The sequence below is a fragment of the Salinimicrobium sp. CAU 1759 genome (assembly GCF_054482715.1).
Genome location: NZ_JBTLRK010000001.1, coordinates 388,207 through 401,479, shown reverse-complemented (window position 1 = coordinate 401,479; position 13,273 = coordinate 388,207). Strand labels below are relative to the sequence as shown.

Genomic DNA, 13,273 nt, shown 5'->3' with positions numbered 1-13,273 from the left:
GGCCGAAATATCATATTTTGGCCTTTATTTTTTCACCCTCTGTATGGTCACACATTTATCAATCTCTGCTGCGGAATACCTTCGGAAAATGACATTTTTGACAGGTATTCTTTTCCTGGTGTCCTGTTCTTCTGAAACACCCGAAGATCCCGCGCCGCCCGAAGTAGAACCGCAATCTGAAGAAATCGTTATCTACTCTATCAATGATCCACATGGTAAGATCCATAACTTCGGAAAGATCAAAGCGATCATCGACAAGGAAAAAGAAACTGAGTCCCAGGTATTCTTCGTCTCCGGCGGAGACATTTTCTCCGGAAATCCAATTGTTGATTACCATCCCGAAAAAGGATTTCCTATTGTTGACCTCATGGGTAAAGCCGGAATGGACGTGAGTGCTTTAGGAAATCATGAGTTTGATTACGGGCAGGAAGTGCTTCAGGAAAGAATGCTGGATTCGGAGTTTCCGTTTCTTTGCGCAAATATTGAGACGAGCACTTCAGGATTTACTATTCCGCAGGGGAAACTGATCCTTGAAAAAGATGGATTTGAGATCGCTTTCATCAGTGTGGTAGAAACAGGTTCGGCAGATAATAAACCGCTGTCCCATCCTAAAAAACTGCAGGGGCTTGAGTTTTCAGAAGGTGTGAATGCCATGGCAAAATATCGCAACGATGCTGAAGTTATGGCTGCCGATCTTGTGGTTGCGGTGACTCATTACGGAAGAACGGGAGATAAGATGATCCTGGAGCAACACGATTTTGTGGACCTTGTTGTGGGTGGTCACAACCATTCAGTTTACAGTGAGCAGGTGAATGGGAGGTACATGGTCCAGTCAGGTTCAAATCTAAAGATACTGACAAAACTAAGCCTGACTGTGGAGAATGGTGAAGTTACAAATTATGCCCATGAACTAATTTATCTTGACCAGGTGACCGAAACTGATGATGCTATGGAAGAATTAATAGCTGAATATAATAATCAGCCGGAATTTTTTGTGGAAATAGGAACATCGCTTCAGGACCATAATACTGCTGAAACTGCCTGTTTCTACACTGATGCCATACGTACCATTACAGGTGCCGATGTAGTTTTCCAGAATTACGGCGGAATTCGTGCCGGCTTGGATTACGGGAGTATCACACCTTTCGATATCTATACCATAGATCCATTTCAGAACGGTTTAGATTCTTTTACCATGACCGTTGGAGAGCTGGAGGATTTTCTCAATTCATCCTATGCGCCTTCCCTTGCGTATTCGGGAATAAGGATGGAGAGCAGGAATGGGAGGAAAGAACTCATTGCTACCAATGGTAGTAACATGCCCGATAATACACAGATCACGGTAGCTCTTAGTGATTATATTTCCAACGTCTATGCACAGGATTTTCAGCAGCCAACCAAAACCTATGAAAAGACCACTGCGGAATATTTGATCGATTACCTGCAGCAACACCGGTCTGTGATAGACAATGACGGCTGTAACCGCGGAATATAAGAACTTTCAAAAATGACATTTTTGAAAGTCAAAGTTTCAGGAAAACCGAAAGAACAAAAAAAAGCCTAACAGACATGTTAGGCTTTTTTCTTTGCTCCTCCTCTTGGGCTCGAACCAAGGACCCTCTGATTAACAGTCAGATGCTCTAACCAACTGAGCTAAGGAGGAATTTCAATATGTCTTCAGTGTCATTTTAAAAGGTCACTAACACCCTTTTTCTTTGCTCCTCCTCTTGGGCTCGAACCAAGGACCCTCTGATTAACAGTCAGATGCTCTAACCAACTGAGCTAAGGAGGAATGTCGCAACCATTTTTGCGGTTGCAAATATAGTTGAAAATTTCTATTTCACTAAGGAAAGAATTAAAAATTGCACTTCTTTAAAAAAAAATTTCTTGTCTTTCTTTAGGTCGAGACTTACTATAGTACCCTTCCTGAAATTTTTTTTATCAATTATAAATACCCTGCACGAACTCCTGGTATTTCTCCAGGATGGTTCTCCGCTTCAGCTTTAGGGTTGGAGTCAACTCCCCACCTTCGATGGTCCATTCGTTTGGGATCAAGTTGAACTTCTTTATCTGCTCCACCGGATTAAATTGCAGATTGTATTTTTTCACCGAATCACTTATCAACTGTTTTACTTCAACAGCATGAAGAACTTTATCATTTCCGGGATAGGGGATCTCCTGTTCCTGGTACCACTTTTTTATGGCTTCAAAAGCCGGAACCACTAAAGCACCAACAAATTTCTGCAGTTCCCCTACCACCATGATCTGTTCGATCCATGGACTTTCTACCATTTTATTTTCTATAGGCTGAGGGGCTACGAATTTTCCGCCGCTGGTCTTGATCAACTCTTTCTTTCTATCTGTGATCTTCAGGAATTTTCCATCTATTAATTTCCCAATGTCACCTGTACGAAGCCACTGTCCTTCCATGACCTCTTCGGTTAGATCTGGTCGTTTATAGTAGCCCATCATGACATTTGGCCCTTTACACAGTATTTCCCCGTCTTCAGCAATTTTCACTTCAACATCCTTAAGTAGGGGTCCAACAGTGCCAAACATGCGGTTCTTTTCATTGTAGCGGTTCCCACTAATGATAGGAGAGGCTTCAGTTAGACCGTACCCTTCCTGGATGACGATTTCGGCGGCAGTGAAAATTTTCAGCAAACGCACCTGGCAGGCGGCCGCACCTGTAATGATCGATTTTATTTCTCCACCCAAAGCCTCTCTCCATTTACTAAAGATGAGCTTATTGGCAAGGGCAAGCTGTAGCCTGTAACTTAGACTTTGAGGCTTATTTATCTCGAAATTCTCTGCCAGGTCAAGTGCCCAGAAGAAGAGTTTTCTTTTCACACCTATTAGGTCATTTCCCTTAGCGAGGATTCCCTCATAGATCTTCTCCAGTAATCTTGGAACGGTGGTGAAAAGTGTGGGTCTTACTTCCTTTAGATTTACAGCAATGGTGTCCATGCTTTCGGCATAGTAAACAGCAGCTCCACTATAGAAAAAGCAGTAGGTGGCCATTCTTTCAAACGCATGGTTGAGGGGCAGAAAACTTATGACCCTTTTGCCTTCAACCCCCACCTCCTGTATCACATCGGCCGCACCAAGGGAATTACTAACTATATTGCGATGTGACAACATAACTCCCTTTGGAGTTCCTGTGGTGCCTGATGTATAAAGTATGCTGGCAAGATCTGTTTCCTGGACAGAATTTTTAAGTTGTTCTAATTCGGATTGTCTCCCCGCTAAAGGTTCTATCATCAAATCCTGCAGTTGAGGAATTCCGGATACCTTCTTGAATGAATAAACCTGTTGCAGTGCCGGCAGTTCCTCCTTAATTTCAGAAATCTTGTTGTAAAGAGAGGCATCTCCAACAAATATAAATTTGACGTTGGCATCCTGGAGAATGAACTTCAATTCATTATTGGTGATATTGGGGTAAACCGGAACAGAAACAGCCCCTATTTGCTGGATCGCCATGTCGACCATCATCCACTCGGGACAGTTCTGACTTATGATCCCGATCTTGTCCTTGCCTTCAATACTGCCATCCCCTCCCGAAAATCCCAGTTTCAGTAAACCGGCGCCTATTTCATCTACCTTTTTACTAACTTCAAGAGTGCTGTATTTTCTCCATTCTCCATTTTCTTTGGCTGCAAGCATATCTGCTAAGGGGAAATTCTGAAGTTGATAGGTAAGGCAATCAAAAAGTCGCCGAGGCTGATTAATGGTCATATTATCTTTCATCATTAAAATCTGGAATTGGTCTTCTTCCGGGAATTTATCAATGTAGTTCCGGCAGGGAAAGGCAAAAGTATTACATATAAGCAATATCAGCCAAGAACTCTAGTGTTATACTCGATCTGCTAATCAAAAATCAAGCTGAAATTAGGGCAAAAAAAAGCCGGCAATATTCTTTGAACATGCCGGCACTAATCTGTTAGCGGTTCTCTTAGCTTTCCTCACCGAGCTCCACAGCCCTGTCAAAAGCGGCATAAGCTGCTTCCTTGATCAATTCCTTTACATTATTATCATCCATGGAGTCAAGCGCGGCACGGGTCGTTCCCCCTTTTGAGGCGACGCGATCCATCCACAGAGTGGGGGAGAGGTCATTTTGGTTGAAAAGTTCAACCGCCCCTTCAAAGGTCTGACTTACAAGGACTCTGGAATCGTTCTCCGAAAAGCCCATTTTTAAGGCAGCTTCGAGCATAGAGTTCATAAAGTAAAAGACATATGCCGGTCCACTTCCTGAAATTCCTGTGGAGGCATCAATATAATTCTGATTTTTTACGTGTATGGATTCACCCGTAGTATCAAGAAGATTTCTAACCATAAGTAATTCCACGCGGGAAACTTCTTTACTTTCAGTATAGGAAGTAACTCCTTTTCCAACCTGCGCAGGTAGATTTGGCATAGCCCGTACCACTTTCTTTATTCCCAGTCCTTCCTGGATTCTTTCTATAGTAACACCTGCCATGAGGGAAACGGCTATTTGTTCCTTGTTCATCATGGGCTTCATCCTTTCAAACAGTTCTTCACTGTGGTAAGGCTTTACAGCAAGAAAAACCAGATCTGCTTTGGGCAAAGCATCCTCAAGTTTTTCCTTTACATCAAAAATTCCCATGTCTTTGAGCAGGACAATTTTATCTGGTGATACATCGTACACCATCAGCTTTCGCCTGTTTAAAAATGTTGATGACGCCATTCCTTCTGCATAGGTAAGGCCCATATTTCCTCCTCCAATAACTAAAACTTTCATTACTTGTAATATTTTGACAGGTTTTGTGCAAAGACTGTACAGGACTAACCAGATAAAAAATTTAATCTAAGTTTTCTTTGCGGAATAACGCTTATCCCTTTGAGAATCAGGTTTTGCCCCATTTCCCCTGAATATTCTGATTACCGACAATTCGTCAAAAACCTGTAAATGCGTCAGTATTAGCAGAAGTTCAGCAGGAGGAAATTTACGTTTAATTAATATATTTGGTCGAAACCGAACTTAAACTATAATAATTATGAAAAAATTTTCAGGAATTTGGTTCCTGTGTTTGCTATTTGCAGGACAACTTTCCTTTGCACAAAGTAATGACCAGGTCATTGAGAATATCGTTCAGGAAGCCGAAGAAAATTCACATTTGGAGCAACTCGCACATCAATTGCTGGACAGTATTGGCCCAAGGCTGGTAGGTACGCCACAAATGAACAATGCACATAACTGGGCAGTACAAAAATTTGAGAGCTGGGGTATTCCTGCCGAGAAGCAGAAGTGGGGCGAATGGCGTGGCTGGGAACGAGGGATCACCCATATTGACATGATCGAACCTCGCGTGCAGACCCTCGAAGGAAGGCAACTCGCCTGGAGTCCATCAACAGGAAAAAAGCCCGTGACTGCAGAGGTGATCACCCTACCCGAAACAGTTACAGATTCCATGGCATTTCAGCGTTGGCTTCCTAGCGTAAAAGGAAAATTCGTGCTGATCTCCATGAAAGAACCAACAGGAAGGCCGGATTACAACTGGGAAGAATTCGCGACCGAAGCTTCTTTTGAAAAAATGAAGCGTGAACGTCGGGAGCAAACAGAGGCATGGAGAGATAAATTCCGCACCATGGGATATAATTCCAGAACCTTGCCTGCTGCACTTGAGAATGCGGGAGCTGTTGGAGTAGTTACTTCCAACTGGTCTGATGGATTTGGTGTAAATAAAGTTTTTGCTGCGTACACCAAAAAGGTTCCTACGCTGGACCTTGCTCTTGAAGATTATACCATGCTTTACAGGTTGGCAGAAAGCGGAAGCAAACCAAAGATCAGGGTAACTGCAGAATCCAAAGAACTGGGAATGGTTCCGACATTCAACACCATCGCCACCATTAAAGGAACCGAATTACCTGAAGAATACGTAATCCTTTCTGCGCATTTCGACTCCTGGGATGGAGCTACAGGAGCAACCGATAATGGTACCGGTACTATTGTGATGATGGAAGCTGCCAGAATTCTGAAAGAACATTATCCAAACCCAAAACGAACCATCATTGTGGGATTGTGGGGTAGTGAGGAGCAGGGCCTCAACGGCTCGCGTGCTTTCGTTGAAGATCATCCTGAAATTGTAAAGAACACGCAGGCGGTCTTCAATCAGGATAACGGAACGGGAAGAGTAGTAAATATCTCCGGAAATGGCTTTTTACACGCCTATGATTATTTAGGCGACTGGCTTTCCAAAGTTCCCGATACTGTATCTAACCATATCGAAACTAACTTCCCGGGAAGACCCGGTCGGGGAGGCTCAGACTATGCCTCATTCCTTGCCGCCGGAGTACCAGCCTTTAACCTTAGTGCACTTAACTGGTCGTATTGGAACTATACCTGGCATACTAACAGAGATACTTATGATAAGATCGTTTTTGATGATGTGAGAAATAATGTGATCCTCACTGCTGTCCTTGCTTATATGGCCAGCGAAGATGAGGAAACCACTTCAAGAGAACAGATCAAGCTACCGAACAATCCTCGTACAGGAGAGCAAATGACATGGCCGGAGCCGCGTTCTCCAAACCGAAGAGGAGGAGTGGAGTAAATGAAGAAGCAAGAACCAAGAGTCAAGACTTTTTTGAGAACAGATCTCCAAAGCTTTCATCATGGACTTTTTGCTATTTAAATGGTTAAAATCATTTATGGATTATAGTTTTCCCATAGCCCCGGGTTTAAACCTGGGGCTATAAATATATACGGCATGATCTAAACCGTTTTAACGGTTTATAAACTGCAGGTTTTTCATTTCATATTCAGAATCTTTTTGCCATCGGCAACTTCTCTGCGTGCCCTGTCGAAAAGCACCTTATCGCCCCCAACTAGAACCCGGGTAAGTTTCTCCATTTCATAGAGGTACTTACGGCCAAAGCCGGGATCGTTCTTTACAATATCGGGAGTATTGTCAATAACGTCGGCCAGCTTAATGGTTTTTGCCTCTTTGCTAATTGTAGCTTGTCGTTCTACTTCTTTATCCTTTCTAGCCCTGCGGTTGAGGTGTGGATAATGGACCTTCATGTATTCATCTGTAAGTTCCTGCACCAAATCGGCTACTTTTTTTCCGAATTTCTGCTGAATTTCCTCTATTTCTACAGGAGTATCCTCAACTACATCGTGCAGGTATGCTGCGCAGATCATTTCTGAAGTATGAGGAACTGTACGGACTATCTCGGCTACCCTTTTAGGATGTTCTATGTAAGGTTCTTCAGAATATTTTCGCATTTGATCCCCATGAGCTTTTGTGGCAAATTCAAGAGCTTCTTCTTCCATGTTTTTCCTCTTAAAATATGAATTTTTCAGAAGTGATAAAAAAACAAAAGGCTGCAAAAATTGCAGCCTCTAAAATGTCATTTTTGAATACTTCTATTGCAGCGGAGATCCAACCGGAACTGCACAGTCATGGCCCGGCTCCCCGTGCGGCGGATTCACTTTTGGAGTTTGATCAACTCTAATCGGAGAAACTGAAGTGGACGGCGCTTGATTTGTTGAAGTAGAATTTCGCGTAGTTCCTGTACTTGCCGTAAGTGGCGCTCCTACCGGTAAGTCACACCTGTGTCCCGGCAGTCCGTGAGCCGGGTTCACTTTTACTTCTTCACCTCCTGCAGCTTCAGCAGTTGTTTCAGCAGTGGTTTCAGAAGTTTCCTGTGGAGATGTTTGAGCAGTTTTCTCCTCATCCTTACAGGAGACTATAAGGACCAAACCGAGAGCGATTATGATGTATTTAAAATTTAGTTTTCTCATTTCTTTTATTTTATTAGGTTTAGCAATTCTTCTTGTGGTATAGTGAGCAACCCGGCAGAAGGCAATCTGCGGGTCATTTCCTTCCAGTTCTCATCGTCTGCAAATACGGCTTTAAAAATAGGTTTTGCTTCATCCATTCTTCCGCTGTTGGCAAGGGCTACAGCTGTCCAATACTGCATCTCCAGATTTTCGGGGAAGAGCTTCATAGCGTTTCCATACTCTTCCAGAGCCTTGTCAATATTGTTGTTTTCCATGGCAAGATCGCCTCTATTCATGTACTCATAAGCACGGGCGACCTTTAAAAGCCTTTCCAGTTCTACCAATGGCTCCTCATGATCATCCACACGCAGGTCGATCTTCTTTTCCTCCCATGGATTCTCAACTTTTTCTGGACCTACGACAATAATGGCAGCAGATTGCTTTCCGCGAAGATCGCCGCCGGAAGCCTCGGCAGCCTGCAATACCTTGAGCACTCTTTCGGCTAAAGGAAGATCCTTGTTCTCCAAAAAGGCTTTTTGCATGGCAGGTACTACTGTTTGATTGAGCATCATATTGGCCTGAACTGAATAGTTTTCTCCGGTGAGATGATCGGCAGCTTCAACGCAATTTTCACCCGTATGGGCAGCAGTGTGGCCCGAAGTATCCAAAAATGCCACTTGCCGGTATGTTTTTCCTTCGTCCTGAGCGAGCAAAATACCAAGAGCTTCCGAAGGATTTTTACCCTGCTCCATGAGCTCTAATCCTTGAGGCCCATAAGCAGGATTAACAAAGGATTGAGTGGCAACCACTCCAACCCCAGATTTTCCCCAGGAGACAATTGATCCCACAGAAAACCAGTGGCTTTGCACTCCCACGGCCATTTCACCGGTCTTGGCATCTCTGGCAACAATGGAATAGGTGTGTGCAAAGGCATCTTTCATTATCTCAGGATTTTTTTCCTGTGCTAAAACAGTAATTCCACACATTAAAGCGAGGAAGGGAAGGATCTTCATGATCATATAATTTGTTTAAAAGTATGAAATATTCCTTTATTAGATATTCCGGCATTTCCATTCTAAAAATTTGAAGGTTACGACGGATAACTAAAAGGAAGTTTTTAAATTTGCGGCCTTGGCCTCGTAGTTCAATGGATAGAATAGAAGTTTCCTAAACTTTAGATCCAGGTTCGATTCCTGGCGAGGCTACTATTTCAATGTTAAACACGAAAAAACCCCGAAACTCTTCTGAGCTTTGGGGTTTTTTATGACCTCTTTTCTCGTCTTGTTTTTGCTACTTGATTTTTCCTTATCGGAATTAGGTATGGCAGGAATTGATCAATAAACAAAAAAACCGATTCTTAAATAACCATTGTCAGGCTCTCCTTAAGCGAAGATCTAACCCTTGTGAGATCAATGTTTCAAAAAAAATGCTTTGAGTTTTATTAAAGCAACTTTTCTGTTGATAAATGTTCTTTTTATAAAGGTTTCGGCCAACATAGCAATGTCTTTTAAAGCTCTATGGCAGTCGTTATTGATCCATTAAGTTCAAAAATGGGCACAAATCCAGAACAAATGGATCAAAACCTTAACATTTCGTGAAATAACTTCCGATTAACACTTTTTCGGGTGCTTATTCAGTAAATTAAGGTGATAACCAAAAAAAGAGAAAGTTATGAAACGAATTTCGTACAACTTGTACAGCGGACTTATTGTCTTGATGCTATTATTGACTTCGGCAACATTAAATGCCCAGGATCAGGAAAGGATCATGGATATGGAAAAGCGCGAAGTAATAAAATCTGACGCCATGGATGCGAAAAGAGCCTTTATGAGGGCTAACCCTCAGCTGGAAAGCATGTTGAATGATGCCGTAGGATATGCCATCTTCCCTAATGTGGGGAAGGGTGCCTGGATTCTTGGAGGGGCTGCAGGAAATGGAGTTGTTTATGAAAATGGACAGGTGGCAGGATATGCAGAACTAAGGCAAATAGATATAGGATTCCAGTTTGGAGGAAAAGCCTTTAGAGAACTTATTGTCTTTGAAACTCAGGAAGCTCTAAACAAATTCAAAGAAGGAGATTTTGAATTTGGAGGTAGTGCTTCTGCAGTGATCTGGGATGAAGGTAAAGGTGGCGCCATTACCTTTGAAAACGGTGCCGGGGTTGCCATTATGCCAAAAGCGGGAGCTATGGCAGGTATCTCTGTAGGTGGTCAGGAATTTGATTATCGGGCCGTCAAATAATAGAACATAAAAACTGACATTTTTAGAAACCGGATCTACACGATCCGGTTTTTTTATTCCCAGTTGTTTATTTCCAAATTTTCTTCTCCTGTGTAACAGAAGTTACATAAAAAAAGATCTACAGGTCTTAAATTTATATTGTATTTAAAATGAACGTCATGAAAAATCTAGTAATTCTGGGAGCCGGCACTGCTGGGACGATGATGGCAAATCACCTAAGGCCCAGGTTAAAGAAAATCGATTGGAACATTTCCATAGTTGACCAATATAAGACCCACTATTATCAGCCTGGATTTTTGTTTCTGCCATTTGACATTTATACTGAAGATCAGGTTAAAAAGGATGGTAAAATGTTCATTCCCAAGGGAGTCAATTATATTCAGAAGAAAATTGAGCAGATCTTCCCTGAAGATAAAAAGGTAAAGTTAGAGGATCAGACTCTGGATTATGACATCCTTATTATTGCTACTGGTTCTAAAATTGCCCCTGAAGAAGTCGAGGGAATGAAAGGAAAGAACTGGCACAAATCTGTCTTTGATTTCTATACCTATGAAGGAGCACTGGCCCTAAGAAACAAACTAAGGGAATGGAAGGGAGGACATATGGTCGTACACCTTACAGAGATGCCTATAAAATGTCCTGTAGCTCCATTGGAATTCGCCTTTTTGGCTGACTCATTCTTTGAAAAAAAAGGAATTCGGGATAAGGTAAAACTTACTTATGTAACACCACTTTCCGGAGCCTTTACAAAAGAAAAGAGTTCCAAAGCCTTAGGTTATCTGTTACAAGAGAAGAACATTAACCTGGAGATCGATTTTGCCATAGAAAAAGTAGATAATGTAAATAACAAGATCATTGATTATGGAGAAAGAGAGATATCCTTTGACCTGTTGGTGACTGTTCCCACGAATATGGGAGATGAGGTAATTGCACGATCGGGAATGGGGGATGATCTCAATTTTGTACCTACAGATCATCACACATTGCAATCCAAAGAGTATGATGAGGTCTTTGTAATAGGAGATGCCACAAATGTGCCGGCTTCAAAAGCGGGTTCCGTAGCACATTTTGAAGCAGAAACGCTCGCCGACAATATTCTGCTTTATATAGACGGAAAGCCACTTAAACCGGAATTTGATGGACATGCCAACTGCTTCATCGAAACAGGCAAGAACAAGGCCCTCTTGATCGACTTTAATTATAAGCAGGAACCCGTAGAGGGAACTTTTCCCATAGCGGGGATTGGCCCCTTAAAACTCTTAAAAGAAAGTGTCTTTAATCACTGGGGAAAATTAGCCTTCAGGTGGATCTACTGGAACATGTTATTAAAGGGAATTCCTATTCCCCTGGTGAGTAGAAATATGAACACCAAAGGCAAAAAACTTTAGAAATAATAATCCAAAACTATAAATCATGGAAACTTTAATTGCAGGATCAAACGTAAAGGTAAACGAAGAAGGATATTTACTTGATTTTTCACAGTGGAACAGGGAGGTAGGCGAACAAATTGCCGAAGCTGAAGGGATTCAGATGACCCCACGACACTGGGAGGTGATCGAATGGCTTCAGGAGCAGGTAAAGGCCGATAAGGCTTTATCAATAAGAGGAATTAAGAAAAGTGGTGTTTTAGACATTAAGGAGTTCTACTCATTATTCCCCGGCGGACCCTTGAAGATCTCTACCAAAATTGCCGGTGTACCAAAACCAAAAAGTTGTATCTAATTTAAAAACTACTAAAATGAGCCAGACTAAAGTAAAAAAGATGCTCTTTATCCTGTCAAAAGCTACTATAGAAAACGTGTATGCAGCTTTTATTATGGCAAATGGAGCCAGGATGGAAGGAATTGAATCTGAAATATTCTTCACTTTTTTTGGGCTGGAAGCTATCCAGAAGAAGAAAATGAATAAGTTACACGTGGCAACTGTTGGTAATCCCGCCATGCACATACCTACTATGGTAGGAGGGCTGCCGGGCATGGAAGCTATTGCAACCAAAATGATGAAGAAGGAAATGGATAAGCTCGACATGCCCCCTGTTGATGAGTTCCTGGAAATTTTATCTGCTTCGGGAGTAAAACTCTGGGCCTGTAAACTTGCGTATGACATGTTCCACTTAAAAGAAAATGATCTTATTGAAGATCTCGATGGAATCCTTACTATCGGGGATTTCTATAACAGGGCAGATAAAGAAGGCGTTCAAATGTTATTTATCTAAATATTCCAAATTACAGAAGCAGCAAAAGAAGATGTAACCCCACAGATTAAACCTCACCTCGAGAAAGGAGAACAATTTCCAGTTACTGTTTTCATGATAGACGGGGTAATCAAAGCCGGCTGAGGAATCAGCCGGTTTTTAATGCTCCTCAAAAATGCCATTTTTGACTGCTCCTGTTCCTATTTTATTTTGATCCTTCCGAGTTATACAATCCTGTTCCAGGCTTGCCACTCACCTATCACAGATCCTTGCCAACCTGTATCATGCTCCCTGGCCCATTTGCTGCATTAATCCACCGTCCATGACATACGTGGATCCGGTGACATAATCGGAGTCAGCTGAGGCGAGAAACACTGCGAGCTTTGCAATTTCCTCAGGTCTTCCAGCCCGCTTCATAGGTATATGCTGTACCTGTTCCTTCCTTGCACTGTTGTCATCAATGGCTTCCTGGTTCATGGGAGTAAGAATCATCCCCGGCGCAATATTGTTGACATTGATCCCTTCTTCGGCCAGTTCCAGGGCCAGAACCCTTGTAAAGTTGCGCACGGCACCCTTGGATGCACAATATTCTGCTGTACCCGGAGCAGGAATTTCCTCATGGACCGAGCTAACGTTAATGATCTTTCCTTTTTGGTTGGCTTTGCGCAGTTCTTTTATGAATCTTCGGGTACAGAAAAATGTCCCGTAAAGATTGGTTTTGATGGCAAGATCGAATTTCTCGGTAGGCATTTCTGCTACTTTGAAGCCCTGGCCGTTAATTGCGGCATTGTTCATGAGAATATCCAGTTTTCCAAGTGCCTGCAAGCTGCGATCAAACATTTGTTCCACCTCCTTTTCTTCGGAAATATCCACCTGTAACACAATTCCTTTACTTCCGGCATCTTCAACTTTTTCCAAGGTTTCCTTTGCACCTTTCTCATCTGTGTGGTATGTTATTACCACATTTGCTCCTTCTTTAGCAAAGGCTATAGCTGAAGCCGCGCCAATTCCCGAATCTGACCCCGTGATTAGTGCCACCTTTCCCTCTAGTTTCCCCATAGCTACTTTTTTGATTTTCAATATTCTATGAAGCT

Annotated in this window: 12 protein-coding genes and 3 tRNA genes; 7 read left to right on the top strand and 8 right to left on the bottom strand. The window is 42.4% G+C overall.

Annotation, left to right across the window (positions count from 1 at the left end):
• The first annotated feature begins 88 nt into the window (after positions 1–88).
• The gene (locus tag ACXYMT_RS01770) at positions 89–1,495 is read left to right on the top strand and encodes a bifunctional metallophosphatase/5'-nucleotidase (protein ID WP_459057371.1); all 1,407 of its coding nucleotides are present in this window, start codon (positions 89–91) and stop codon (positions 1,493–1,495) included.
• A 94-nt stretch (positions 1,496–1,589) separates the two neighbouring features.
• On the opposite strand, the gene ACXYMT_RS01765 is transcribed toward ACXYMT_RS01770, so the two are convergent.
• The 4 genes from ACXYMT_RS01765 to proC all read right to left on the bottom strand — a co-directional run bounded on the left by ACXYMT_RS01765 (position 1,590) and on the right by proC (position 4,759).
• Positions 1,590–1,663 (bottom strand) — tRNA-Asn (locus ACXYMT_RS01765).
• 55 nt (positions 1,664–1,718) lie between these two features.
• Positions 1,719–1,792 (bottom strand) — tRNA-Asn (locus ACXYMT_RS01760).
• A 149-nt stretch (positions 1,793–1,941) separates the two neighbouring features.
• Complete coding sequence (locus tag ACXYMT_RS01755; protein ID WP_459057370.1) at positions 1,942–3,750, bottom strand: AMP-dependent synthetase/ligase; 1,809 nt, start codon at positions 3,748–3,750, stop codon at positions 1,942–1,944.
• A gap of 202 nt (positions 3,751–3,952) precedes the next feature.
• Positions 3,953–4,759, bottom strand: a complete 807-nt coding sequence (gene proC / locus ACXYMT_RS01750; RefSeq protein ID WP_459057369.1) for a pyrroline-5-carboxylate reductase — start codon at positions 4,757–4,759, stop codon at positions 3,953–3,955.
• A 256-nt stretch (positions 4,760–5,015) separates the two neighbouring features.
• Here proC and ACXYMT_RS01745 point away from each other — a divergent pair, with 256 nt between their 5' ends.
• The gene (locus ACXYMT_RS01745) at positions 5,016–6,572 is read left to right on the top strand and encodes a M20/M25/M40 family metallo-hydrolase (protein ID WP_459057368.1); all 1,557 of its coding nucleotides are present in this window, start codon (positions 5,016–5,018) and stop codon (positions 6,570–6,572) included.
• A gap of 197 nt (positions 6,573–6,769) precedes the next feature.
• Here ACXYMT_RS01745 and ACXYMT_RS01740 read toward each other — a convergent pair whose 3' ends face one another.
• The 3 genes from ACXYMT_RS01740 to ACXYMT_RS01730 all read right to left on the bottom strand — a co-directional run bounded on the left by ACXYMT_RS01740 (position 6,770) and on the right by ACXYMT_RS01730 (position 8,757).
• Entirely contained in the window at positions 6,770–7,294 is a 525-nt protein-coding gene (locus tag ACXYMT_RS01740; protein WP_459057367.1) for an HD domain-containing protein, read from the bottom strand.
• Between the two features lie 93 nt (positions 7,295–7,387).
• Positions 7,388–7,765: a hypothetical protein gene (locus ACXYMT_RS01735; protein ID WP_459057366.1), complete on the bottom strand. Its 378-nt coding sequence runs from the start codon at positions 7,763–7,765 to the stop codon at positions 7,388–7,390.
• Between the two features lie 5 nt (positions 7,766–7,770).
• Entirely contained in the window at positions 7,771–8,757 is a 987-nt protein-coding gene (locus ACXYMT_RS01730; RefSeq protein WP_459057365.1) for a DUF1028 domain-containing protein, read from the bottom strand.
• Between the two features lie 120 nt (positions 8,758–8,877).
• Here ACXYMT_RS01730 and ACXYMT_RS01725 point away from each other — a divergent pair.
• From ACXYMT_RS01725 to ACXYMT_RS01705, 5 genes are all read left to right on the top strand, one after another.
• Positions 8,878–8,949, top strand: a tRNA-Arg gene (locus ACXYMT_RS01725).
• 466 nt (positions 8,950–9,415) lie between these two features.
• Entirely contained in the window at positions 9,416–9,985 is a 570-nt protein-coding gene (locus tag ACXYMT_RS01720; protein ID WP_459057364.1) for a lipid-binding SYLF domain-containing protein, read from the top strand.
• 158 nt (positions 9,986–10,143) lie between these two features.
• Entirely contained in the window at positions 10,144–11,373 is a 1,230-nt protein-coding gene (gene sqr / locus ACXYMT_RS01715) for a type III sulfide quinone reductase, selenoprotein subtype (RefSeq protein ID WP_459057363.1), read from the top strand.
• Between the two features lie 25 nt (positions 11,374–11,398).
• A complete protein-coding gene (locus ACXYMT_RS01710) occupies positions 11,399–11,707 on the top strand; it encodes a TusE/DsrC/DsvC family sulfur relay protein (RefSeq protein WP_459057362.1) in 309 nt (102 codons plus the stop codon).
• Positions 11,708–11,723: 16 nt separating this feature from the next.
• Positions 11,724–12,200, top strand: a complete 477-nt coding sequence (locus tag ACXYMT_RS01705; protein ID WP_459057361.1) for a DsrE/DsrF/DrsH-like family protein — start codon at positions 11,724–11,726, stop codon at positions 12,198–12,200.
• A 261-nt stretch (positions 12,201–12,461) separates the two neighbouring features.
• On the opposite strand, the gene ACXYMT_RS01700 is transcribed toward ACXYMT_RS01705, so the two are convergent.
• Positions 12,462–13,238: an SDR family NAD(P)-dependent oxidoreductase gene (locus ACXYMT_RS01700; protein ID WP_459057360.1), complete on the bottom strand. Its 777-nt coding sequence runs from the start codon at positions 13,236–13,238 to the stop codon at positions 12,462–12,464.
• Positions 13,239–13,273: the final 35 nt, after the last annotated feature.